Here is a 21,931-nt window from a genome sequence, read left to right on the forward strand (position 1 = left end):
CCTCCTATCGTTCGCTCACTGGGAAGGCAGTGGCCACCTATGAGATGGGTGATGCGGAAGGCTGGACGCTACTCCGACGGCTGGCTTGGCGTGGACCCATCCAGCGGCGCAATTCGTTTACCCCCATATCGAGGGAAGGGACGGCCACAGGTACTTCGTTAACCGCGCCCATTGAAGCTGGGCGCCACTTCCGCATCGGTCTGCACTCAGGTCGGGATTCGAACCCGGCATGGCTTCCACTCAAGGTGCTCTTCCTTGCTGAGCTATCGCTGAGTGCAGACCGATGCGCTCTCATAGAGAGGATCGGGCAGTTAACGACAGGCTGTCGTGGCGCTGGTTGTTCAAGCGGTCTCAGCCGCGCAGCACTCTGTGTAATGCGCCATTGCGATCGGCATGTGGTAGCTGTCCAGAGGCCATTTGCTGACCTTGCAGCCTTGGCCGGCTGGGCAATGAAAGACGAACAGCTCACCTTCGTCCTTATCCATTTCCATACTCACCTGTGCACCGCTGGTGAAGGTGTCCTTGATGATCGTGGTCATGCTGTATTCCTCCGGTTGTTTTCCCAATGCGCCCGGCCAACCAGGCGCATCAGTGAAACTTTCCGTTGATCCTTCGGCGCTACTGGCGCGGTACAGATCGATTCAAATTGTTCTTCCAGCCGCGGGCCTTTCGGCTTGTTCTCCCGCTGGATAACTGTTCTTGGCGCTTTACGCTGCACGCCCGGGTCAGTTGCCAACCCTCTGAACCGTTTAGGCCGGTTCATCGCTGCCTTTGAATCTGGGCCGGTGGTGATCCGGCAAGGGTGAAGCTGTGTGACTAAAGAGCTGGTCAGGCCCTGAGGCCCTGGCGAGTCCCTGTTGGGTGACTCGACGGGGTAAATCTACAAGTTGTTCTTGTAGCATGCAAGTGGAGATTGTAAAAAAACACAAAATAATTCCTCGACCATTACAAGCAGGCGTTAAAAAGCCCGCGCTAAGCGGGCTCTTGTCGGTGGTGGTCCATCAAGAAAAGATTGTGGAACTCTGGAAGACCCGCCCAATGATTCGAACATTGGCGGCGTCGACCTCTTCATCTTCATACTCGTCACGGTTGAACGAGCGAATGCGCAGCTTGCTCCCTGCGATGCGGTACAGAATTTTTACCCGGAGCATGTCCTCATAGAGGATGCCATACATTTTCCCGTCAACAACTGCGGTGGCGCCGGTATCGATCGCAACAGTAGAACCGTCTGATAGAAGCGGCTCCATGCTGTTGCCCTTCACCGGCATGCACACTACGTTGCTTGGCTGAATCCCTAGCCTCATGAATGTGTACTTGCCAAATCGCAGCTTTGCCCTGGAATTACTTTCCACTGCAAATTTCCCCGATCCTGCCGAAAGTTCAACCTCCTTTAAGAAAGGCACCTCGATCTCATCATCGTCCAGCGGTGTCTGGTCATCCCATACGCTGATTCCTTGAAGGCCCGGATGTGATAGCGCGTCCGGTGACGTCGCATCCACTTCTGACGGCCAGGCCTTCATGGGCGCGCCAGTTACGAGATGTTCCACGGAAACCCCGAGGACCACGGCAAGGGAGGACAGGCGGTCACCCTTCGGGTTTGCCTTCCCAGCCTCCCAGTTTTGGACAGCCTGAGGCGAAATCCCCATGTCTCTTGCGAGTTGGGATTGGCTTAGCCCTTTCGCCTCTCGGGCGCGGGCAATTCTGCTAGCGATATTTTCCATGGCGCCAATATACAAACACTACTTGTAGCCGGCACTGCAATATCCACTTGTAGATTGCAATGGGGCATTGTAATCTCTGCTTGTAAATCAACAGGCAGAGGCCTATATGAACGAAAACGCAGCAGTTCGAGCAGCGAAGGCAGCGGGAGGCCAATCGGCACTTGCCCGCATTCTTGGCTGCACCCCCCAAGCAGTTCAGAGCATGTGCGCGTCCGGCAACGTACCGGCAGGCCGCGTTTTGCCGATCGAGAAAGCCACCGGCGTTTCCCGGCATGAGCTTCGTCCTGACCTGTATCCGATCGAATCAGTCGCTTAACCCTTTTAACCACCTTGCATGCTCAAAGGAGCAAAAACGATGCACTTCGACCCAAGCCACATGCACGACAAACCCACAAAGGTCCGCCTGGATGAGGTGGCCGACGACCTGCTGACCGCCATGGCCAGGTTCCAGCGGACCCAGAAAGCAGTACTCGCCCGGGAAATCCTCGAGCGCGGCCTGAACCAGATGATGGAAGAGCTTAACGCGAAAACAGACGTGGCCTGAAGTGGCTAGGGAGGGACTGTGCCTGAAAGAAAACCGCTGGAAATCCAGCTCGATTGGCAGGGAGTCGCTGATCTGGAGTTGTTGGCCAGACGCAACGGAGTAACCCCCGCAGAGCTGGCCGCAACAATCATGAACCGGGCGCTGGATCGAATGACCCGGCCACCAAAGAGCCGGAGCAACGTCGCTTCCATAGGACGAAAGGGCTGATTAGCCCCTCAGGGACTATTGAGGATCTGCCAGTGAAACAACCCAGCAGTAAATCGGACGCACAAAAAAGCCACCGGGCAAGGGTGGCTTTCCGTGCAGCAATTTCAAATCAGTTCTGGAGCGAATAATGCCTATTCCCCAATCAATCGTCAATACCAACGAATCCGCGCCACGTTTTCTGCAATCGCAAAACGTGGCGCGGACAATGTCATCCGTAGAAATATCTAAGCTGACCAAGAGGCGTCACGACAACGTGAAGCGCCTCATCGAGGACTTGGCCCAGGGCGGATTGGTCCACCCTCAATCTGAGGATGAATGGTCCACGGACAAACTTGGTCGTCCTCGCGCCACCAGGATCTACAACGTTGGCGAACGTGATAGTTACGTTATCGTCGCGCAGCTCTCGCCAGAGTTCACCGGAAAGCTGGTTGATCGCTGGCAGTACCTTGAAAAGCAGGCTCAAAAGCCCGAGCTGCCCGCCAGCGTTAAGGTCATCGGGGAGCTGGCGATCATGGAGTGCTTCACCAGACTACTGAAGCCGGCGCCATCAAGCCAAATGATGATGCTGACCAAGATCGCCGCCAACAACGGACTGGACGCGAAATTCCTCCCTGGCTATGCCATCGACGCCGCTCCAGACGCTACTGGCGGATCTTCGATGGAAACTAAGCCCATCACCGACCTCATCAAAGAAAACGGGATAGCCAGCACAGCCACGGCCTTCAACCGCTTATTGGCCGCTAACGGCTTTATCAAAAAGTGCCAGCGCAACAGCACCAAGCGCGGCGTCGTCGACTTCTGGTCGGTGACTGATAAGGGCCTTCGTTATGGCAAGAACCTGACCAGCCCCAACAACCCCCGCGAGACCGCCCCGCACTGGTACGTGGATCGCTTCCTTGAATTGGCCTGCCTTGTCGGCAAAGGAGCCAAGTAATGGCTGGCGACTGGATTAAATTCGAACTCACTACCATGGACAAGCCAGAGGTTTGCCTTATCGCCGACCTGGCCGGCATTGATCCGGATGCGGTGGTGGGGAAGCTCATGCGTGTGTGGGCTTGGTTCGATCAGCAAACAGAAAATGGTAACGCTCCAAGCGTTAGTAAAAAGTTACTTGATCGCTCAGTAGGCGTTACCGGTTTCTGCGATCACATGAAGTCCGTGGGCTGGATGGCAGAAGCTGAGGGTGTGATCAGCCTTCCTCATTTTGAGCGTCACAACGGGAAGACCGCTAAAAACAGGCTCCTCACGGCAAAGCGCGTAGCCAGTCATAAAGCAGGTAACGCAAAAGGTAACGCTAGCATCGTTACTTCTGCGTTACCTAAAGAAGATGTAGATGTAGAGAAGAATAAAGATCAACACAACTCTCTCTCTGCGCACGAAGCGCTGGTCGCCGAAACGTTCGACGGCTTGGCGCCAGCCGAAGGTGTGCAGGGAGAAGAAAAGCCAGAAGACGACCCCGTTCCTGTCGACCCCAAGGCGCCATCTGAAATGACGCTGGATTGGGAGCCGAACCGGAACCTCCTGAAAAACTATGCCCTTCGGATGACGCTGCCGGTGGATGTGTTCACTGCTGATGCCACGGCTTCGTTCGTCTGTCACTACACGGCATCCGGCCGGATGGAGACGCAAGACGCATGGGTGGCGCTGCTGGTGAAGTGGGTCAAAACTGACCGAAATCAAGCCAGCAACGTCCGTCAGTTCCCGGCGCGCCGCCAGAGCAACGAGCCTGACTTCGACAGCAACGCCTGGGCCGAAGGCATCGTGGTGAGCCCATGAAGCCAGTCAACCAACTGATGGCGACCATGGGAAACCTGCCGCCAGCCATTCACGCCTTGCCCCTCCATGTGACGCCGCAGACGGCCGAAGTGGTGAACGACTTGTTCCGCCGTCTGCGTGGGATCTTCCCTGCATGGCGCCAGGCATGGCCGTCTACCGAAGCACTCGACGCTGCCAAGTCCGAATGGATCAAGGAGTTTGCCGACGAGGGCATTCGCACCCTGGAGCAGATCGAGTTCGGTATCCAGAAGTGCCGCAAGCTCAAGAAGCCTTTCGCTCCGAGCGTGGGGGAGTTCATCGCCATGTGCGTGCCCGGCCCGGAAGACTTCGGCATGCCGGCCGTTGCTGATGCCTGGATCGAAGCGCTGATGACCACGTACAGCCATGAAGCGGTGAAGCTGGCCGCCGAGGCTACCGGGCTGTTCGATCTTCGCGGGGCCAGGCAGGAAGACAAGGGCCTTCGCGCCCGCTTCGACCGGAGCTACGAAATCATCCTTCGCCGAGCCCAGGCTGGTCAGCAGCTCGACGGCAAGATCGCCACCGGCATCGGCCACGACAGCCAGAAAACGGAATTCGAACTCGCCAACGACCTTGCCGACCAGCAGGTCCAGGCAAAAATCCTCCAGCAAGGCATCCCGGCCGACGGCAAGTCCGCCCGCGAACTGCTGCTGGCAAAAATGAACATCAAGCGCGATGCACAGCGCGGCGCGGAGAAATTCTGATGAAAGATCACACCGATAAGGCAGGTATTCGCTGCGCCGTAGCAGTGCTGACAATGCTCGTTTTCTGTTTTGTGATTTGGGGGCCGCTGAACACTATCTGGATCGGTCCGTGGATCTACGAGGGGACAGCCATTGGCACCTTCGAGTGGCGCAAGGCCTGGGTGTTGAACGGCTGGATTCTGTTCGCGCCCATCGCCATCTGCCTCGGCTACTGCATCTTCACGATGGTTCGGGCGATCCGCAAAGACGAATCGGAGCGCATGGAGCGCATGGCAGTGATCGCAGAAGCAGGGGAGAAGCGGACATGAGCGACAAGATGCGTGAAGCGGTTGCGAGAGCAATCTGGAATATCCGCCGCGAAGAAGAAGACCGGTGCGACATGGAGCTTGAGGACATTGGCGCCGACCATTCCGTGTGGGCCGAGGCTGATGCCGCTATCGGGGCAATGCGCGAGGCGCTGGTGATCACCTTGCCAAACACTGAATGCTTTGGCGAGTACAGCCAAGAAGCGGCGCGAGTCATGCGCGACAGCTGCGCCGACGCAATCGAAGAGCAGGGTATAAAGTTCGAGGTGTCGGAATGATCGACTTAACAGAACTCAAGAGCCGGGCCGAGGCACTGATCGGCCGTGACGATATACGCCTTGCGCCTGACGTCATCCTGGCCCTGATCGCCGAGAACGAGCGGCTGACAAATCGTCTTGAGGTTGATCCTCGCCACGATTACGACGGTATTTCCACGCGAGACGCGACGGTCAAGGTGTTGGATGAGCAGGTTGACCAGCTCAAGGCCGAGAACGAGCAGCTCAAGGCCGAGAACGAGCGTCTTTCCACGGAAAATAGCGAGATTGAGTCGGCGGCCATCACTTACATCGAGGACATGCAGGAAGCGCAGCGCGAAAACGCGCGCCTCACTGAGCTTTTAACGGTTGGGATGACGCTGGATGGGAATCTGCGTGTTTATGGCGATTGGCAGAGCGTTAGGAAAGCACAGGAGATTCTCGCTGAGCGCGACCAGCTACGCGCCGAAATCGCCGGCCTCAAGACCGGCTACGAAGCCTACGAGCAGGTGAATGCTGAGCTGAAGGCTGAGAACGAACGTCTTGAGCGTAACCGCGACATGTGGAAAGGCCAGGTAGAGCGGCAGGCCGAAGAGCTGACTGCGCTGCGCGAAGAAGTCACGGAGTGGAAAGACACAGTCAAGTTCAACGAGGGGTGCTGGAGCGAAGAGCGCGGGACAATGATCGACAAGCTTCAAGAGTCCAGGATGCGTATCAAGGAGCTGGATCTGCTGTTCGGTCGCCACATCCTCGCCATGCGTTCGGCTCTCATCGAGGAAGAGCATGGCAAGGGCCCGGCCGCCGCAATGGAGTGGATCTACAACTCCTTGGCGGGACCGGGTGAGCTGCCGCCAGAAGGGGAGACCGACAGCCAGGCCTACTTCGACCGTGAGATTGTCGCTGTGGATAACGGAATGCAGGACGTAATGGCGTTCCACGAAGGCCGTCGCGCTGCCATGGGGAAGGGAGAACAGTCATGAGCCCGATCATCACTCACCAAATGCAACCGTGCCCGTACAGCTGCGTGTCGACCTGCCTGGCAATGATCGTTGGGCGCCCGGCACAGGAAGTAATCGAAGAAATGCACCAGCCATATCGCGACGGCGATCTGACCTTACGGCAGATGCTCGAGCGCCTGGGCGTTGAATACACGGCGTTCTTCAGTCTGGATTGCCCGCCGCTGGCCGATGAGGGTGTGTACCTGTGCACGTCACCGTCGCTCAACATCGAGGGTGGCAACCACCAGATCCTGATCGAGGTCACCGACGAGAACTACTTCGTCCTTGACCCGGTTCAAGGGCGTAAGGATCGCAAGTACTACGTGGCTCGCGGCAAGGGCGATGGCATTCCGCTGGCGATCGACCTTGGCGGCTTCGTCGTCGACGCCTTTATCTCGCGCGACCATCTTTTGGTCCACCGCAACGGCGAGCCTTTGGCGGAGGTTGCAGCATGACCAGCCTCCAGATACGAAACGAATCAGACCGCAGCAAGGCCATGGGCTACATCGCCGGCCTGGATCTGGCCAAGCCCAAGAAGCTGGCCATCACCGAAGTGGACCGCAGCGGGGAGCAGAACAAGTTGCTCCACAAGTTACTGAGCCAAATCGCAGAGCAAGTTTCCTGGCACGGTCAGAAACTCACCATCGACGTATGGAAGCGACTGTGCACCGCAGCATGGCTCAGAGAGGCCGGACATTCGCCGATGCTGGTTCCGGCTTTGGATGGGCATGGGATAGATATGATTTTCGAGCACACCTCAAAGCTGAGCATTGCCCAGTGCGCAAGCCTTATCACTTGGATCGAAGCATTTGGCAGCCAAGAGGGCGTCCGCTGGGCGGCTCAGGATCACTATGGGGGCCGGTACTGATGAAGTTGAATTCAATGCCAGATCACTCGTACTTGATCGATCAGATCCATTACTCACAAGAAACCGGGGTTTTCACCTGGAAGGTTCGCAGGAAGGGACGATATCAAGACGAGCCAGCAGGCTCTTTGCAGAAGAATGGTTACTTGCTCATAACCGTAGACGGTGTTCGCTATTTTGCGCATCGCCTCGCGTGGTACTGGGTTACAGGTGAAGACCCCGCCACCGGTATTGATCATCGAGACGGGGTTGGCGCCAATAACCGCTTTAGCAATCTTCGTCCGGGCGATCAGTTGCTGAACGTGCAAAATCAGCGCCGCCCGCGATCCGATAACTCATCCGGTTATTTGGGGGTTTCGCCTCTCGGCAAAAGATTCTGTGCGCAGATCCATCACTTAGGGAAAAAACATCACCTTGGGGTTTTCGATACTGCCATAGCGGCCCATGACGCGTACGTGGCCGAAAAGCGAAAGATTCATGCGGGGTGCACTCTATGAGCATTCAAGCCAAACAACCCAAGCCCAAGACCTGCAAGAACCCAGCATGCAGGGCCTCATTCGTCCCGCAGCGCCTCGGTCAGGCGGTGTGCAGCCCTAAGTGTGCGCTGGCCACCGTAGAGGCGCAGAAGGCTAAGGAGAAGAAGTCGCTGGCCCAGGCCGGGCGCCGGGACATCAAGGTGCGCAAGGAGGCGCTCAAGACTCGTGCGGACCACCTCAAAGACACGCAGGTCGCCTTCAACGCCTGGGTGCGCGCCCGTGACGCGGATCTGCCTTGCATCAGTTGCGGTCGCCACCACGAAGGCCAATATCACGCCGGCCATTACCGCACTGTAGGAGCGAACCCAGAGTTGAGGTTTGAACCGCTCAACGCCTGGAAACAGTGCGCCCCGTGCAATAACCACCTATCAGGAAACCTCATCAATTACCGAATCTCGCTCCTACAGAGAATCGGTGAGGAAAAGGTTGCATGGCTTGAAGGCCCTCATGAGCCCAAGAAGTACACCGTGGAAGAGCTGAAGGCGATGGCCGCCGATTACCGGGCAAAGACCAGAGAGCTGAAGGGGAGAGCGGCATGACTTATCGCAACGTGGTATCCGCAGTTGTCCGGGCGCTCGCCGCCGAAACCATCAACTCCGCCGGCGGCTGCGACTTTGAGCCAAAGGTGCAGTGCGCCAAGCAGAAGGGGGAGATCGTCGGCAAGGAGGCTGCATTCCTCACCGACTGCTGGGTTTTCGGTCGCCTACACAAATCGCTGTCCGCCGAACACTGGCGCGCCCTTGTGGCGAAGTTCTCCACGCACACCGAGCGCAAGCATGCAGCAATTGCAGAATTGACCCGTGTGATGCGCTCACCGGCGCCTGAGCGGTTCCTTCACTGTGCCGTGGTTACGTGGGCGTTGCCTCGGCTGCCGGGCGTGGACGGGAAGCGCTCAACGAACGTCCTGCCGGCCGGCTGGTACGAGATGGATAACTGGTCAAACGAACCGCATCCGATTAAGACCCAGGAGCGGTGGAGGAGTGACATTCGCAAGGCGCTGGAGAGCAGTGTTGACTTGGCTCTGGTCGAGGCTCAGCACATCCTTGAGCAGGAAGGCCTTGTGATATCAGAAGTCGCTTGACGATGGCTGAGCCAATGAGCCATTATTCACCCATCCTGTCGTACTTGCGCATGTAGGTGATGCAAGAGACAAACAAACCCGGCCACAGCGCCGGGTTTTTTATTGCCTTAATTCTACTGCCGGTAGGTGCGCATGAAGCTGAAGACCAGAATCAGCACGCTGGAGCGGGCCCGTAAGGCCTGGGAAGCAGTTGCGCGACAAGTTGGCGAGACCGACTTCTCGCGCCATCCGCGCACCGGCGAGTATCTGCACCCCGGTGTCGCCATGGGCTGGCGCATCCACAAAAAGAACCTGTAGTCGTCCCCCTGATTTTTGCGTGGTAGAGCAGCGGTCAGCTCGTCGGGCTCATATCCCGAAGGTCGATGGTTCGAATCCATCCCTCGCAACCAATTCAAAGGTTCTCATTGAGGGCCTATTGAGGCCTCGGCATTGATCGGGGCCTTCTTGTTTTCGGCCCCGCCACACCCTTCGCTCTGAGCTTGGAGTGCCGCCGGGGCTGATCTATTCGCCGCTGCTCCCCAGCGTTTGGCCGCCACCTGACGGCCTTTTTTATTCCATGGAGAACCCAATGGCAGAACCAACGAGCACTGCCGCCGGCGTATTGCTGGTGAAGTACGGCGTGGTCATGGCTGCATTCATTGGCTCGATTCTATCTCTCGGTTTTCTGAGGGATCTAACCCGGGGCCAGGCAGCCGCCGCAGTGGCCACCGGTTTCTTTTTCTCGATGTACCTGTCACAGCCTGTCACTGGGTGGATTGCTATTCGTCTTGACCTTGTCGTCGATGACAACCTTCTGTGTGGCGTTGCCTTCGTACTTGGCCTAACCGCCATGAACATCATCCCAGCCATCAAAGCAGTCATAGGGTCTTTCCCGACGACGCGAGGTGCCTGACATGAACAGCATTCTTGTATCAGCGCTGGGGTTGATTGATGCGGCCTTGTGCATCGTCGTCGCTCTGGCTGCATGCGATTACCTGCGACGGGTTCGCCCAATCGACCAGCCTCTGCTGAGTGTTGCGTTCTACCTGGTCGCCATTGGCGCCTTCGGGTCGTTCGTCACCTCGATGCAGGGTCTTTTGGTAAACCCGTTCGGCGTGATGCTTCACGCGGGCGTTGTAGTTTATGCCTGGGCGAAACGCGGGAAGCTGATGGTCAGCCCCGATTAATCCGCGCCACGTTTTCAAATGCGCCAAATCGTGGCGCGGAGCTGTCCGATACATAACGTTACCCGCCTGCGCCACGCGCTCCCGTTGGGCCAAGACATCAACGCCGCAGTAAGCGCTCTCGACAAGGCTATTGCCGATGCAGTGGATGCTGCCAAGGCAGCCGGGCTGCCCCAGGGGCTGATCGTGAGCTTGCTCCACGGCCACGCCCATGCGCAAACCCACCAGATGGTGTGCCAATGACCGCTAAAGTCCATGATATCGCCGACCACCGCCCGCACCTTAAGGTGGTAGCCAGTGATGGTGTCCACGTTCTTCCGCGTGAGCTTATCCAATCGGTGGTTGAGGGCAAGAAGCCGTCGACCATCCTGACCGAGTTGGTGGTGCGGCGAATCATTGAAGAGTGGCTACAACAGGTGACCGCATGACGACCATTGCCTACAAAGACGGAGTGATTGCCTATGACTCCCGAGTGACGCGCGGCTCTCTCATCGACCACGACGACTACGAGAAGCTGATCCATAGGAGTGGGCATCAGTTCCTGTTCACCGGTTGCGGTGCGGACTTTGCCGCCCTGATGGATGAGTTTTTCGGCATGAAGTCCAGCGATAAGCCGCTCGATGCGAACGGGCTGGTCGTCACCAATGGCAGGCTTTGCCAGATTGGTCGCGATGCCGAGAGCGGGTTCTGGGTGGACGAGGTGTGGATGGAGCGACCGTTTGCCATCGGTAGCGGGCGCGACTTTGCACTGGCTGCGATGGATATGGGCGCAACAGCCAAGGAAGCTGTCGAGGCTGCGGCCAAGCGCGATGTCTACACCGGCGGCACGATCCGTACTGTGATCATTAAAGAGGGGATGGCTGATGCAAAGACCACTGCCCCCGGCGTCACTGCTTGAGCTGTCCGATCTATCCGACTTCGGCATCCGCCTGACCCCTGCACCTGAAGTGTGGGAGTGGCTCCAGGCCGAGATCCTCGCCGACACCGGCATCATTCACAACGAAGACCATGCTCATCTTCTGGATGCAGACATCCGGATCATGTGGGCGTCGTCGAGCTTCGAGAAGCAGGGCCGCACAGTCTTGGGCCAGGCCGAGCAGGTAGCGTTCCGCGCGGGTGGTTGGCAGAAAGCCCGAATGGAGCAACAGATGCGTGACTGGTTCGGCGATGTGCCGGCCTTCATCATCACGCTTGCAGCTGACTACTGCGCCCAGTGCAGCGACATCGACTTCTGTGCCCTGGTAGAGCATGAGCTGTATCACATTGCACACGCCATGGATAAATACGGTCAGCCAGCCTTCAGCAAAGAGGGTGCTCCAAAGCTTGAGATGCGCGGCCATGACGTCGAGGAATTCGTCGGCGTCGTCCGCCGCTATGGTGCAAGCCCTGACGTTCAAGTGTTGGTGGATGCTGCAAACAGTCCTGCTGAGGTGGGGAAATTGAACATTGCGAGGGCCTGCGGAACCTGTCTGCTGAGATCGGCCTGATTCTGGACAGGCTCTGGACGGATGAGAATCTATGGCAGCCCTTCAAAACGACGTGAAGGCCTTTATTGTTCAGGCCCTGGCGTGCTTCGACACGCCCTCACAGGTCGTTGAAGCTGTCCAGAAAGAATACGGGGTTGTGGTGACCCGCCAGCAGGTGGAGACGCACGACCCAACAAAGACGTCGGGTAAAGGCCTTGCAAAGCGCTGGGTGACGATGTTCGAGGACACCCGCAAGCGCTTCCGCGAAGAGACGGCTGATATCCCGATCGCCAACCGTGCCTTCCGCCTCCGCGCCATGAATCGCTTCGTGGAGAAGGCCGAGACGATGAAGAACATCGGGTTGGCTATGCAGATCCTTGAGCAGGCGGCCAAGGAGATGGGTGATGCCTTCGTCAACCGCCGCGTGGAGCCAGACAAGTCGCTGGACGACGAGATCAAGCGGCTGAACATCCAGAAGTTACAGCGCGAACTGGAGGACCCGGATAAGGGCCTGCCCGAGCCTAAGCAAGTAATCATCGGGGTTGAAGATGCAAGCGATCCTGATGCTGAACAAGCCTCAATTTGAGTTCATCAAGAGCCACAACAAGTTCATGGCCTTCGTCGGGGGCTACCGTAGCGGCAAGACTTTCGTTGGCTGCGTGCGGATGTGCATCAACGCTCTGGAGTTTCCTGGTATCCCTCAGGGCTATTTTGCGCCGACCTATCCGCAGATTACCGACATCTTCTATGACACCTTGCCTGGAGTCGCAGAGGCGTTCGGGTTGTTCGCTGACATCGTCGCCAGCAACAAGCGCGTGTACCTCAGAGACAAGAAGGGACGCTGCCTTTCCAGGATCATTTGCAAGAGCATGGAGCACCCGCACCGGATCGTTGGCTTCAACATCGCCCACGCCCTGGTCGATGAGATCGACTGCATGCCGATCAAGAAGGCAGACAGCGCCTGGAAGAAGATCATCGCGCGGATGTCCACGGTATGGCCGGGTCGAGAACAGAACACGATCGACGTCACCACGACGCCTGAAGGCTTCAACTGGGTGTACCGCAAGTTCGTCAAGGAGTTGGCTGCCGACCCGTCACAGCGGCAGTTCTACGGCATCGTGCACGCTTCGACGCGGCAGAACGCCAAGAACCTACCGAAGGACTACATCCCGTCCTTGCGCAAGTCTTACCCGGCCAACCTGGTGGACGCCTACATCGACGGCCTGTTCGTCAACCTGACGTCTGGCAGCGTGTACCCGAGCTTCTGCCGCAAGCAGAACCACACGGATGCAACCATCCGCCCAGGAGAGCAATTGCACATCGGCATGGACTTCAACATCAACCGGATGGCAGCGACGGTCCACGTCATCCGCGACGGTCTGCCCATGCTGCTGGAAGAGGCCACCAGCCTGTTCGACACCCCGGCCATGATCGTCGAGCTGAAGCGCCGCTTCCCGGGGCACAGCATCACGGTCTATCCCGACGCCAGCGGCAAGAACCGCAAGAGCGTCAACGGCAGCGAGTCGGATCACAGCCTGCTCCGCGCTGCTGGCTTCATGGTGATGGTGAACCCGTCAAACCCAATGGTTCGGGACCGGGTGTTGGCCGTGAACGCCATGTTCCTGAACATCGAACAGAAGCGCCGCTACCTGGTGAACACCGACAACTGTCCGGTGACCACCCAGGTTCTAGAGCAGCAGGCCTACGACGAGCACGGCCAACCCAACAAGGACGGCACTGAAGACCCGGTCGACGCACTTGGCTACTTCATTGTCCAGCGCTTCCCGATTGCGGGCAGCTACACACTCGCAAACGTGAGCAACTCATGAGCGCATTCAGCTACCTGAAAGACAGCCTGCAGAACCTGGTCGCAGGACTGGGTACTGCGCGCGACAAGGCATCCCACTCGCACTATGCCGTGCCGGAGATGGACGACCAGCAGCTGCTGAACGCCTTCCGTGGCTCTTGGACTGCGCAGAAGGGCGTGACCATCCCTGCGGTGGACGCGTGCCGTAACTGGCGCAGCTGGCAGGCCGACAAGGCCCAGATCGAGCTGATCGAGGCCGAGGAAGACCGCCTGAACGTCAAGGGCAAGATCCTCGAGGCCCTATTGAAGGCCCGACTGTTCGGTGGTGCTGCTGTGTTCATCGGCACCGGTGAGCGCGACACGGCATCCGAGTTGAACCCTGAGCGAGTCAAGCAGGCAGGAGTGAAGTACCTCACTGTCATGACCCGCCGGCAACTCAGTGCTACCGAGATTGAGCAAGACCCGCAGAGCCCGCGCTTCGGTAAGCCCAAGGCGTACCGGCTGCCGGGCAGCATGGTCGAGATACACCCGTCGCGCCTGGTGATCTTCATCGGGACGCCGCACCCTGACCCAGAACTGGCGGTGGGAACCGGCTTCGGCTGGGGCGACTCGGTGCTGCTGGCCGCCATGCCCGCAGTGCGTCACTACGACGAGACGGTGGCCAACGTGGTGAGCCTGGTCTACGAGGCCAAGATCGACGTAATCAATATCCCAAACCTGATGACGAGCATGCAGGACAAGAACTACGAGCGCTTGCTGCTTGAGCGCCTGCGTCTGGCTGCTACCGCCAAGGGCATCAACGGCACGCTGATCCTCGACGGTGCCGAGACGCACAGTTCGAAGTCTGCCAGCTTCGGAACTCTGCCTGATGTGATCGCCAAGACAGAGCAGGGCGTATCCGGCGCGTTCGATATCCCCGGCACACGCATGTTTGGCCAGTCCTCCTCTGGGCTGGGCGCCAACGGCGAAGAGAACACCCGCAATTACTATGACAACGTCGCATCTCGCCAGAAGCTGGAAATCAAGCCAGCCATGAGTGTGCTGGATGAGTGCCTGATCCGTTCCGCTCTGGGCGTTCGGCCCAAGGAGATCCATTACACATGGTCTCCACTGTGGCAGACCACGGCCAAGGAGCGGGCAGACATTGGCAAGACCACCGCAGACACCATCAAGGCGCTGAAAGACTCCGGCCTGTTCCCTGAAGACGCGCTGTCGGCGGCCTCGGTGAACCTTCTGGTCGAGCTGAGCGTGATGCCTGGGCTGGAAGCGGCCATCGACCAATTCGGCGCCGAGCTGCCAGACGAAGAGGGCGGAGCAGTTGATGACGATCTTCCGGCAAGTGAAGAGGATCCGGTAGCGGACAAGAAAGCCCTTTCCGATGCCGCGCCGCGCACGCTGTACGTGTCCCGCAAGGTCACCAATGGGGCCGACATCATCGCCTGGGCCAAGGCTCAGGGATTTGAATCAACCGTGCCCGCCAATGATCTGCATGTCACCGTCGCCTACAGCCGCAACCTGGTCGATTGGATGAAGGTCGGCGAGTCATGGTCGGGCGATGGCAAGGGCGAGCTCAAGATCGCACCGTGCGGGGCAAGGATGATCGACAAGTTCGGCGAAGGCGCGGTTGTGCTGCTGTTCAACAGTTCCGAACTGGCTTGGCGTCACGTCACCATCGTTGAGGCTGGCGCATCGTGGGATTGGCCAGACTATCAGCCCCACATCACCTTCACCTACGAACCCGGCAGCGTCGATATCGACAAGGTCGAGCCATACCGTGGCGCGATTGAGCTGGGTCCTGAGATCTTCGAGGAGCTCGCACAATGATCTTCACCGATTCCGTGCCAGTCACGGGCGTGCGGCGCACCGAGGACGGATACCTGGTGGCCGAAGCCCGAGTCGCACGCACCGGCATTCAGGACTATCTGGGAACCGAGATTGACCCTGACAACGAGCACGGCCTGCGCGACAAGCCAATCGTGCGCGTGTACCGGCCCGAAAGCGCGGTGTTCCACGCTGACGCCATGCACTCGTACGCATACCGGCCAATGACGAACGGCCACCCGGGCGGTGATGGCGTCAATTCCAAGAACTGGAAAGACGTCGCGATCGGCCAGACCGGTGGCGAAGTTGTCCGCGACGGGCAGTTCGTCAAGGTGCCGCTGGTGCTGATGGACGCCAAGGCCATTGCGGACTACGAGTCAGGTAAACGTGAGCTCTCCATGGGATACGGCGCCGAAGTCGTGTTCCAGGATGGCGTAACCGGCGACGGCGAGCAGTACGACTGCTACCTCGGCCCCATGAAAATGAACCACCTCAGCCTGGAGCATCGCGCTCGGGGCGGCATCGATCTTCGCATCGGTGACCACAAACCAGACACCCCCAAAGGAGGCCATGACATGGCTGATGCACTGCGAAAACTCCTTGTCGATGGCATCTCCATTGATGTCACCGAGCAAGGCGCCCAGGCCATCGAGAAGCTGAACACCAAGCTTGCCGATGCTGCCACTGCCACCAAGACCCTGACCGACGCGCACGCTACTGCGATCGCGCTGAAGGACGGCGAACTGGCCAAGAAAGACGACGAGATCACCAAGCTGAAGGCGGCCGTGATCAGTGACGCCGATATCGATAAGCGCGTAACCGCCCGCGCCGACCTGCTCAGCAAAGCCAAGGCCATCGCCGATGCCGACTATACCGGCAAGACCGACGCCGAGATCCGCAAGGCCGTGGTCATTGCCAAGCTGGGCGATGCAGCCGTATCCGGCAAGGCTGACGCCTACATCGACGCGCGTTTCGACATTCTGGTCGACGATGCCGCCAAAGACCCGGCCGGCGACCCCTTCCGCAAACACATGATTCAGCAGGACGGCAAGCCAGGCGAAAACCCGGCAGACGCCGCCCGCGCGAAGATGCTGGCCGACCTCAACTCCACTCAGCCCGCCAAGTAAGGAGCCATCATGGCCGCTTATCAAACGACTTACCCTGATCGTCCAGCCAAGGGCCTGCATGGCGCCTCGGCGAACGAAGAGATCAAGAACGACATAAGTCGAACCATTGAAAACGCCGCTGGTGTTCGCTTCGGCGAGCCAGTGATGCGCGGCGCTGGCGACCACGGCGTTGTGCCATTCGCGGCCGGCGGCAAGTTCGTCGGTATCGCCAAGCTCAACCCTGCAGTTCCAGCTGTGGCGGCGGGCTCGACTCTGGTCGACGGCTACCCGCAGTACTTCACCGCAGCCATTCGTGAGCGCGGCCAGATGTACGTGCAGGTCGGCGCCCCGGTTGTCGACGGTGATCCCGTTTACTACATCACCGCCACCAACAAATACACCAACGCCGCCGGCACCGGTATCGTTGGCCCTTTCGCAAATGTCTTCTTCGATACCACTGGTGCCGCTGACGACATCGTCGAAATCTCCATCAAGAACCGGAGCGCATAACATGCGACAAGCATTCGCAGACGCTCAAGCAGCGTTGCCATTCGTTGTAGCCCAGGGCCGCAACATCGAAACCGCGATCTATGAAGCTCGCTACCCGGAATACAGCTACCGCGACCTGATGCCTGTCGTCACCGAAGGTAACCAGTGGGCGATCGGTACCCAGTTCTACAGCATGCAGCTCGCGGGCGAAGCCAAGTTCCTGTCCGGCGCCGCCAATGACATGCCGTTCAACAACGTTTCGTGGGGCGAAGGCTCGCACGACTACGCCATGATCGGCTCTGGCTGGGAGTGGAACCTGGAGGAAGTCAATCAGGCCGCTCTGTATGGTCGCAACCTGAACGACCTCAAAGCCATGTCCGCCAGCCGCTCCACCGAGCGCCTGCTCTACGACATCGCCACCACCGGTAGCACCGAGAAAAACTGGCGTGGTTTTGTCAACCAGTCCAACGTGCAGACCATCACCGCCGCGGCCAGCGGTGCCGGAAGCTCTACCCTGTTTGCGGACAAGACTCCGCAACAGATCCTGATCGATCTCAACGGCCTGCTCAAGCTGGTGCCGCAGGCTTCGAACAACGTAGAGCTGGCCGACACCCTGTCCCTGCCTCTGGAGGTGATGGATTACATTGCCACCGTGTTTGTTGGCACCGAAGCGAACAGCCCGACCATCCTGGAGCGCTTCCGCACATCCAACGTTTACACGGCGCGCACCGGACGCCCGCTGACCATTACCACTGCCGACTCCCTGTCGACCGCTGGTGCTGGTGGTGGCGGTCGTATCGTGGCCTACCGTAAGGCGCTGGACGTGATCCGCTTCCACCTGCCAATGCCTCGCATGGTGCTGCCGGTTCATCAGAAGGCCATCATGGGTTTCGAGACCGGCATCATCGCGCGTACCGGCGGTGTTGAAGTTCGCCTGCCAGGCGCCATGGCATACATGGACGGCGTGTCCGAGCCTGCCTAAGGGGGTTGTCATGAAAGTGAAAGTCACCAACAGCGGTCTTTGCCCGCGTGGAATCTGGGCATTGGGCGCGATCAAGCTGATCGGCATCGGTGTAAGTCGCGAGCTGACCCTGACCGAGGGCGATCTTGAACAGGCCAAGAAGGTCGAAGCGCTCAGTTTCGAGGTGGTAGAAGCCTCGGCAGCAGATGAGAAGGCCGACCTGATCGCCAAGCTGAAGGCGCTGGGCATCGACGCAGCTGGCAACAGCAAAGTCGAAACCCTGCGCAAAAAGCTGGAAGAAGCCGAAGCCGCTGCCGAAAAGCAGACGGTCATCGACGAGCTGACCGCGCTGAATGTCGAGTTCGACAAGGAAGCGAACCTGGAAGCCCTGCAGGCCGCACTGGCCACCGCCAAGGCGTAACACCCCGCAAAACCGGAGCGCATGACGCTCCACCTATTCAGTCCAGCCAAGACCACCGCTGTCTTGATTGGATGCTACCAACAGCTGCTCTGCTGATTCCAAATTGCGCGGCGATAGCCTTTTGGGTCATGGATCCCTCTGCTGCACGGATTGAGCGCACTTCGCTCTCTGTCAGTTTGGACATTCCGTGACGCGAGCCGCGATTAGAGGTTCCGTGATCGACCTTGTCCATTTCATTGGAAGACTTGGTCGCCCACCGAAGGTGTTTGGGATTTACGCAGCCGCCAAAACCATTGCCGCAGTCATGAGCTGCGTGGTGTTCTTCAGTCGGCGGCTCGCCATGAGCAAGAATGCACATTATCCGGTTTGCAGCCATGCGCCCGCCTCGGAAGGGTGCTTCGCCATAGCCGTTAGGCCTACGCCTAAATGGCCATATCAGGCACTCATCACCCTCGTGCGATGCATTCGACTCAAGCCAATGAAGCGCGCCTCCGATTGCAGTCCGCCCCAGCAGCGGGTCGCCATGCCTGAGTACGCGCGCGTAATGTGCCTTGCAATAGCCTTGGCACTCCGCATTTCGTTTGCACGCATCAGCCTTGCAGCGATCAGGCACAAACTTAGGCGTTACGTACTCTGCGTCGCCATATTTTAAGAGCTTTCGATAATGGCTTTCGCAGTAGCCGCGAGCCTGATGCGGCTTAGCACAGCCATCAACACTACAGCTACCCATAAACGTCTCCTGCGCTCTAGCGCTACATAGAAATAATTCCGGGAATTTATTATGCCACTTATCGTTGAGGACGGCACCGGACTTCCTGCCGCCGAGTCCTATATTTCACTGGATTCGCTCAAGGCTTATGCCGCGGGACGCGGCATAGATATATCTGGCTTTACAGATGAGCAAAATGAGTCAGCGCTTCGCAGGGCAACCACCTACATTGATGGCAAATATAGGAAGCAGCTGCAGTCTGGTAGGTGGGCATCGCTTTTCTCAGGAGAGAAAAAGAATGGCCGTGGTCAGGCGCTGGAGTGGCCAAGGAGAGGCGCGGAGGATTACGAAGGTCTTCCGATATCCGACTCTACAGTGCCGGCGGAAGTGAAAAACGCAACTGCTGAAGCTGGTTATAGGGAGGCTCTTAACCCTGGAAGCCTCAGCCCTGACTTCGTGTCTGCATCATTGGTCAAGCGTGAGAAGGTCGGCCCGCTTGAAACTGAATTCGCCGTGTCGGCGGGTGCGGACGCCGCCGGTTCTGTCCGCCCGGTGATCAGCATCATTGACGAGATGATTGCCCCGGTTCTGGTGGCTCGCTACACGATGCCTGCGGTATTTACGGTATGACCCCGGCGCAGATCATCCAGGCCATCGAAGGAATGGAGCCTGCGATGCAGCGGGCCTATCTGGAGCAGGTCAAGACGGTGGTCAGCGCGGCAACGGTTGCAGAAGTTGAGCGCCTTATCGCTGAAGAGGATGAAGAGGGCCTGGTGGCGCTGCTCAGCCTTGGCGCGTTGTCCGCATTCCTTGAGCTCGCCAGGTCGGTATTCATTGCCGGCGCCAAGTTCGAAGTTAAGGCGATCGTCATTCCGCGCGAGCTTGGGCGGTTCGAGTTCGATGTCCGCCAACCTGCCGCTGAAAAGTGGGTGGCGGCCAAAGCAGAAGAGATTCGAGCAAACGCAGCTATCGATGTGCGTGCCGCCATTCGGGAAGCAATGGGAAGTCGCCGCCGCATTGTAGGCTGGCCCAGCGCACAGCCTGTTGCGGCACAGGTCGAAGTCAGTGCCACGCCAATGGTGCGCACGCCACGACAGGCAGCGCTTGACCTGCTGGGTCGTGTGAGCGCTCAGACCGGATCTCGCTCCGGTGGTGTTATCGGTCTGCCCGGTAATTATGCCCAGTACGTCCTGAACGCCCGTGCGCAGCTACTGGGCGGCAATCCCGACGAGATGCGCAAGTACCTTCAGCGCAAGCGCCGGGACCGCCGTTTCGACGGTATCGTGAACAGAGCTATAAAGGCGGGCACGCCGGTCGCACAGGCTGACGTGGACAAGATCGCCGGGCGCTACGCTGAACGCCTGATGAAGACGTACGCCGAGATGCTGTCCAAGGCTGAGGCGCTGGAGTCGTTCGGTGCCGGTCGTGACCAGGTTTACGAGCAGCTCATCGCGCAGGGCCTGGATCGCGATTCGGTCACGAAGACCTGGCGCGACCGAGGCGACAAGAAGGTCCGCCACACGCACTCCGTGATGGGCGGCCAAGAGGTGCAGAAGGATCAGCCATTCCAGAGCCCCACCGGTGCGCTGCTTCGATATCCGGGCGATACCAGCCTGGGGGCCGGGTGGAGTGAGCGGGCCAACTGCAGATGCTCGGCCATCTACAAAATAAGGCGCAAGTGATGCCAGATATCTATGATCGCGCAAAGGCCCTGGCCACGCGGATGCTTGCGCCGCGCAGCAAAGGCGGGAAAGGCCTGGAGCTGGTCCTGCGCCGGGAAACCGTGGGCGAGTACGACCCAGATGCACCGCCGACACCAAGCGAGATGGTCGTGAACGGCTCAGGCTTCCGAGAGGAATACGACAACAAGTACATCGATGGCACGCTGATCGTGCGCGGTGACGTCAAGCTGTTGGTCTCGCCGGTTCAGCTCAGTGGAGCGGATATGCCGACCCCGCTGAGCAACGACCGAATCCAGTTCGACGGCACCACCTACACCGTCATCGCCGTCGGCCCATGGAACTACGCCGGCATGGCGGTTGGATTTGAGCTGCAGGTGCGCAAGTAATGGCAAATCACATGACCAGCCGCTACGGCGGACAGCAAGGGGGTTTTGCCGAGAGCCTGGCGGCATTCGCCGAGCAGACAAAGGAAGCCATCGACGACGTTTTCCGCGAGGTGGTGATCGAGATCGGAACTTCGGTAATCCGCCTGTCACCGGTGGACACCGGGCGATTCAAAGGCAACTGGCAGTTCACCGTGGGCGCCCCTTCGAATCAGAGTATCGACACCTTCGACAAGGCAGGACACGAAACCATTGCCACTCTGGTGGCCGAGGTCAGCAAGCTGGAGGCTGGGCAGGTCGCCTACATCGTCAACAACCTGGTCTACGGTGTTCCGCTTGAGTACGGGCATTCCGATCAGGCGCCCGCCGGCATGGTGCAGATAACGCTGGCCCGCTTCCAGCAGATCGTCGAAGAAGCCATCAGGAATAACCAGGTATGAGCCACAACATCATCGCGGCGGCCTTTGAGTCGCGCCTGCTGGCCTGGGCCAAGACGCGAACGAAGCCACTCAAAGTGGTGGTCGAGAACGAGACCTACACACCGGCGTCCGGCGAAACCTATCTGCGGGCCTTCACCCTGCCGGCAGTGACCGGCAGTAACACGCTGGGCGGCGACCACCACCTGTACGTAGGCGTGTTTCAGGTCAACATTGTGGCCCCGTCAGGGAAGTATCGGACTGAGGCGAGCGGCATAGTCGACGAACTGGCCGCGCTGTTCCCGGTAAACCTGCGCATCCCGCGCGCCGGACTGGTCGCCATCGTGCTGACGCCAGTCGGGCCGGGCCCAGGTATTCCTGACGGAACCACATACACCATACCGGCCTCGTTCCAGTACCGCGCTGACACCAACTAATTCGCCCGCTGGGCAAACCCAGAACCCGCCACTGAGCGGGTTTTGTCATTTCTGCAAAGAG

The 21,931-nt window shown here is 58.9% G+C and carries 34 protein-coding genes, 2 tRNA genes and 1 pseudogene; 33 read left to right on the forward strand and 4 right to left on the reverse strand.

Going from position 1 to position 21,931, the window contains the following annotated elements:
* Positions 1-201 precede the first annotated feature (201 nt).
* The 4 genes and pseudogenes from KL786_RS19925 to KL786_RS29635 all read right to left on the reverse strand — a co-directional run.
* A tRNA-OTHER gene (locus tag KL786_RS19925) sits at positions 202-277 on the reverse strand.
* Positions 278-341: 64 nt separating this feature from the next.
* Positions 342-539 carry a hypothetical protein gene (locus tag KL786_RS19930; RefSeq protein ID WP_121183950.1) on the reverse strand — a complete coding sequence of 66 codons (198 nt, stop codon included), beginning with the start codon at positions 537-539 and terminating at the stop codon, positions 342-344.
* Positions 540-1,001: 462 nt separating this feature from the next.
* On the reverse strand, positions 1,002-1,520 hold the full coding sequence (locus KL786_RS19935; RefSeq protein WP_252193792.1) for a S24 family peptidase: 519 nt from the start codon (positions 1,518-1,520) through the stop codon (positions 1,002-1,004).
* A gap of 18 nt (positions 1,521-1,538) precedes the next feature.
* A pseudogene (locus KL786_RS29635) lies at positions 1,539-1,721 on the reverse strand (helix-turn-helix domain-containing protein); the annotation flags it as partial.
* 106 nt (positions 1,722-1,827) lie between these two features.
* Here KL786_RS29635 and KL786_RS19940 point away from each other — a divergent pair.
* From KL786_RS19940 to KL786_RS20100, 33 genes are all read left to right on the forward strand, one after another.
* Positions 1,828-2,037: a transcriptional regulator gene (locus KL786_RS19940; RefSeq protein ID WP_096143654.1), complete on the forward strand. Its 210-nt coding sequence runs from the start codon at positions 1,828-1,830 to the stop codon at positions 2,035-2,037.
* A gap of 39 nt (positions 2,038-2,076) precedes the next feature.
* On the forward strand, positions 2,077-2,265 hold the full coding sequence (locus tag KL786_RS19945; protein ID WP_010568074.1) for a hypothetical protein: 189 nt from the start codon (positions 2,077-2,079) through the stop codon (positions 2,263-2,265).
* A 334-nt stretch (positions 2,266-2,599) separates the two neighbouring features.
* Positions 2,600-3,406, forward strand: a complete 807-nt coding sequence (locus tag KL786_RS19950) for a Rha family transcriptional regulator (RefSeq protein ID WP_215518710.1) — start codon at positions 2,600-2,602, stop codon at positions 3,404-3,406.
* Positions 3,406-4,248, forward strand: a complete 843-nt coding sequence (locus KL786_RS19955) for a DnaT-like ssDNA-binding domain-containing protein (protein WP_215518711.1) — start codon at positions 3,406-3,408, stop codon at positions 4,246-4,248. Before KL786_RS19950 ends, KL786_RS19955 begins: the two co-directional genes overlap by 1 nt.
* A complete protein-coding gene (locus tag KL786_RS19960) occupies positions 4,245-4,970 on the forward strand; it encodes a replication protein P (RefSeq protein WP_215518712.1) in 726 nt (241 codons plus the stop codon). The genes KL786_RS19955 and KL786_RS19960 overlap by 4 nt, the downstream gene beginning before the upstream one ends.
* Positions 4,970-5,278: a hypothetical protein gene (locus tag KL786_RS19965; RefSeq protein WP_215518713.1), complete on the forward strand. Its 309-nt coding sequence runs from the start codon at positions 4,970-4,972 to the stop codon at positions 5,276-5,278. The genes KL786_RS19960 and KL786_RS19965 overlap by 1 nt, the downstream gene beginning before the upstream one ends.
* Positions 5,275-5,553, forward strand: coding sequence for a hypothetical protein (locus tag KL786_RS19970; RefSeq protein ID WP_215518714.1), 279 nt, complete (start codon positions 5,275-5,277; stop codon positions 5,551-5,553). Before KL786_RS19965 ends, KL786_RS19970 begins: the two co-directional genes overlap by 4 nt.
* Positions 5,550-6,509: a hypothetical protein gene (locus tag KL786_RS19975; protein WP_215518776.1), complete on the forward strand. Its 960-nt coding sequence runs from the start codon at positions 5,550-5,552 to the stop codon at positions 6,507-6,509. The genes KL786_RS19970 and KL786_RS19975 overlap by 4 nt, the downstream gene beginning before the upstream one ends.
* Positions 6,506-6,982: a hypothetical protein gene (locus KL786_RS19980; protein ID WP_051902981.1), complete on the forward strand. Its 477-nt coding sequence runs from the start codon at positions 6,506-6,508 to the stop codon at positions 6,980-6,982. Before KL786_RS19975 ends, KL786_RS19980 begins: the two co-directional genes overlap by 4 nt.
* Positions 6,979-7,395, forward strand: coding sequence for a recombination protein NinB (locus KL786_RS19985; RefSeq protein ID WP_198718362.1), 417 nt, complete (start codon positions 6,979-6,981; stop codon positions 7,393-7,395). Before KL786_RS19980 ends, KL786_RS19985 begins: the two co-directional genes overlap by 4 nt.
* Positions 7,395-7,889, forward strand: a complete 495-nt coding sequence (locus KL786_RS19990; protein WP_215518715.1) for an HNH endonuclease — start codon at positions 7,395-7,397, stop codon at positions 7,887-7,889. The genes KL786_RS19985 and KL786_RS19990 overlap by 1 nt, the downstream gene beginning before the upstream one ends.
* Complete coding sequence (locus KL786_RS19995) at positions 7,886-8,467, forward strand: recombination protein NinG (protein WP_215518716.1); 582 nt, start codon at positions 7,886-7,888, stop codon at positions 8,465-8,467. The genes KL786_RS19990 and KL786_RS19995 overlap by 4 nt, the downstream gene beginning before the upstream one ends.
* Positions 8,464-9,009: a hypothetical protein gene (locus KL786_RS20000; protein WP_215518717.1), complete on the forward strand. Its 546-nt coding sequence runs from the start codon at positions 8,464-8,466 to the stop codon at positions 9,007-9,009. The genes KL786_RS19995 and KL786_RS20000 overlap by 4 nt, the downstream gene beginning before the upstream one ends.
* A 132-nt stretch (positions 9,010-9,141) precedes the next feature.
* Positions 9,142-9,306, forward strand: coding sequence for a hypothetical protein (locus KL786_RS20005; RefSeq protein WP_215518718.1), 165 nt, complete (start codon positions 9,142-9,144; stop codon positions 9,304-9,306).
* 16 nt (positions 9,307-9,322) lie between these two features.
* Positions 9,323-9,398: transfer RNA gene (locus KL786_RS20010), tRNA-Met, on the forward strand.
* Between the two features lie 179 nt (positions 9,399-9,577).
* On the forward strand, positions 9,578-9,901 hold the full coding sequence (locus KL786_RS20015; protein WP_198717210.1) for a peptidase M48, Ste24p: 324 nt from the start codon (positions 9,578-9,580) through the stop codon (positions 9,899-9,901).
* Position 9,902: 1 nt separating this feature from the next.
* Complete coding sequence (locus KL786_RS20020; protein WP_215518719.1) at positions 9,903-10,175, forward strand: hypothetical protein; 273 nt, start codon at positions 9,903-9,905, stop codon at positions 10,173-10,175.
* A gap of 48 nt (positions 10,176-10,223) precedes the next feature.
* Positions 10,224-10,415, forward strand: coding sequence for a hypothetical protein (locus KL786_RS20025; RefSeq protein ID WP_076964445.1), 192 nt, complete (start codon positions 10,224-10,226; stop codon positions 10,413-10,415).
* Positions 10,412-10,600 (forward strand): hypothetical protein, encoded by a 189-nt coding sequence (locus KL786_RS20030; protein WP_038440811.1) that lies wholly within the window; start codon positions 10,412-10,414, stop codon positions 10,598-10,600. The genes KL786_RS20025 and KL786_RS20030 overlap by 4 nt, the downstream gene beginning before the upstream one ends.
* On the forward strand, positions 10,597-11,070 hold the full coding sequence (locus KL786_RS20035) for an Ntn hydrolase family protein (protein WP_038440812.1): 474 nt from the start codon (positions 10,597-10,599) through the stop codon (positions 11,068-11,070). Before KL786_RS20030 ends, KL786_RS20035 begins: the two co-directional genes overlap by 4 nt.
* A complete protein-coding gene (locus KL786_RS20040; RefSeq protein WP_215518720.1) occupies positions 11,036-11,659 on the forward strand; it encodes a putative metallopeptidase in 624 nt (207 codons plus the stop codon). The genes KL786_RS20035 and KL786_RS20040 overlap by 35 nt, the downstream gene beginning before the upstream one ends.
* Before the next feature lie 31 nt (positions 11,660-11,690).
* Positions 11,691-12,224, forward strand: coding sequence for a DUF2280 domain-containing protein (locus tag KL786_RS20045; protein ID WP_215518721.1), 534 nt, complete (start codon positions 11,691-11,693; stop codon positions 12,222-12,224).
* Positions 12,202-13,467, forward strand: coding sequence for a terminase large subunit domain-containing protein (locus KL786_RS20050; protein ID WP_252193787.1), 1,266 nt, complete (start codon positions 12,202-12,204; stop codon positions 13,465-13,467). The genes KL786_RS20045 and KL786_RS20050 overlap by 23 nt, the downstream gene beginning before the upstream one ends.
* The gene (locus KL786_RS20055) at positions 13,464-15,269 is read left to right on the forward strand and encodes an anti-CBASS protein Acb1 family protein (protein ID WP_215518723.1); all 1,806 of its coding nucleotides are present in this window, start codon (positions 13,464-13,466) and stop codon (positions 15,267-15,269) included. The genes KL786_RS20050 and KL786_RS20055 overlap by 4 nt, the downstream gene beginning before the upstream one ends.
* Positions 15,266-16,393: a DUF2213 domain-containing protein gene (locus KL786_RS20060; RefSeq protein ID WP_215518724.1), complete on the forward strand. Its 1,128-nt coding sequence runs from the start codon at positions 15,266-15,268 to the stop codon at positions 16,391-16,393. Before KL786_RS20055 ends, KL786_RS20060 begins: the two co-directional genes overlap by 4 nt.
* A gap of 9 nt (positions 16,394-16,402) precedes the next feature.
* Complete coding sequence (locus KL786_RS20065; RefSeq protein ID WP_150596931.1) at positions 16,403-16,882, forward strand: structural cement protein Gp24; 480 nt, start codon at positions 16,403-16,405, stop codon at positions 16,880-16,882.
* A 1-nt stretch (position 16,883) separates the two neighbouring features.
* Positions 16,884-17,843, forward strand: coding sequence for a DUF2184 domain-containing protein (locus KL786_RS20070; RefSeq protein WP_215518725.1), 960 nt, complete (start codon positions 16,884-16,886; stop codon positions 17,841-17,843).
* A gap of 10 nt (positions 17,844-17,853) precedes the next feature.
* Positions 17,854-18,243: a hypothetical protein gene (locus KL786_RS20075; protein ID WP_215518726.1), complete on the forward strand. Its 390-nt coding sequence runs from the start codon at positions 17,854-17,856 to the stop codon at positions 18,241-18,243.
* 781 nt (positions 18,244-19,024) lie between these two features.
* Positions 19,025-19,582 (forward strand): DnaT-like ssDNA-binding protein, encoded by a 558-nt coding sequence (locus KL786_RS20080; RefSeq protein WP_215518727.1) that lies wholly within the window; start codon positions 19,025-19,027, stop codon positions 19,580-19,582.
* Positions 19,579-20,634, forward strand: a complete 1,056-nt coding sequence (locus KL786_RS20085) for a putative phage head morphogenesis protein (RefSeq protein WP_215518728.1) — start codon at positions 19,579-19,581, stop codon at positions 20,632-20,634. The genes KL786_RS20080 and KL786_RS20085 overlap by 4 nt, the downstream gene beginning before the upstream one ends.
* Entirely contained in the window at positions 20,634-21,020 is a 387-nt protein-coding gene (locus KL786_RS20090) for a hypothetical protein (RefSeq protein WP_215518729.1), read from the forward strand. The genes KL786_RS20085 and KL786_RS20090 overlap by 1 nt, the downstream gene beginning before the upstream one ends.
* Positions 21,021-21,031: 11 nt before the next feature.
* The gene (locus KL786_RS20095; RefSeq protein WP_215518772.1) at positions 21,032-21,457 is read left to right on the forward strand and encodes an HK97 gp10 family phage protein; all 426 of its coding nucleotides are present in this window, start codon (positions 21,032-21,034) and stop codon (positions 21,455-21,457) included.
* On the forward strand, positions 21,454-21,870 hold the full coding sequence (locus KL786_RS20100) for a phage tail terminator-like protein (protein ID WP_034120569.1): 417 nt from the start codon (positions 21,454-21,456) through the stop codon (positions 21,868-21,870). The genes KL786_RS20095 and KL786_RS20100 overlap by 4 nt, the downstream gene beginning before the upstream one ends.
* The last annotated feature ends 61 nt before the right edge of the window (positions 21,871-21,931 follow it).

Source organism: Pseudomonas sp. TAE6080, assembly GCF_018732265.1.
Lineage (GTDB): Bacteria > Pseudomonadota > Gammaproteobacteria > Pseudomonadales > Pseudomonadaceae > Aquipseudomonas > Aquipseudomonas brenneri.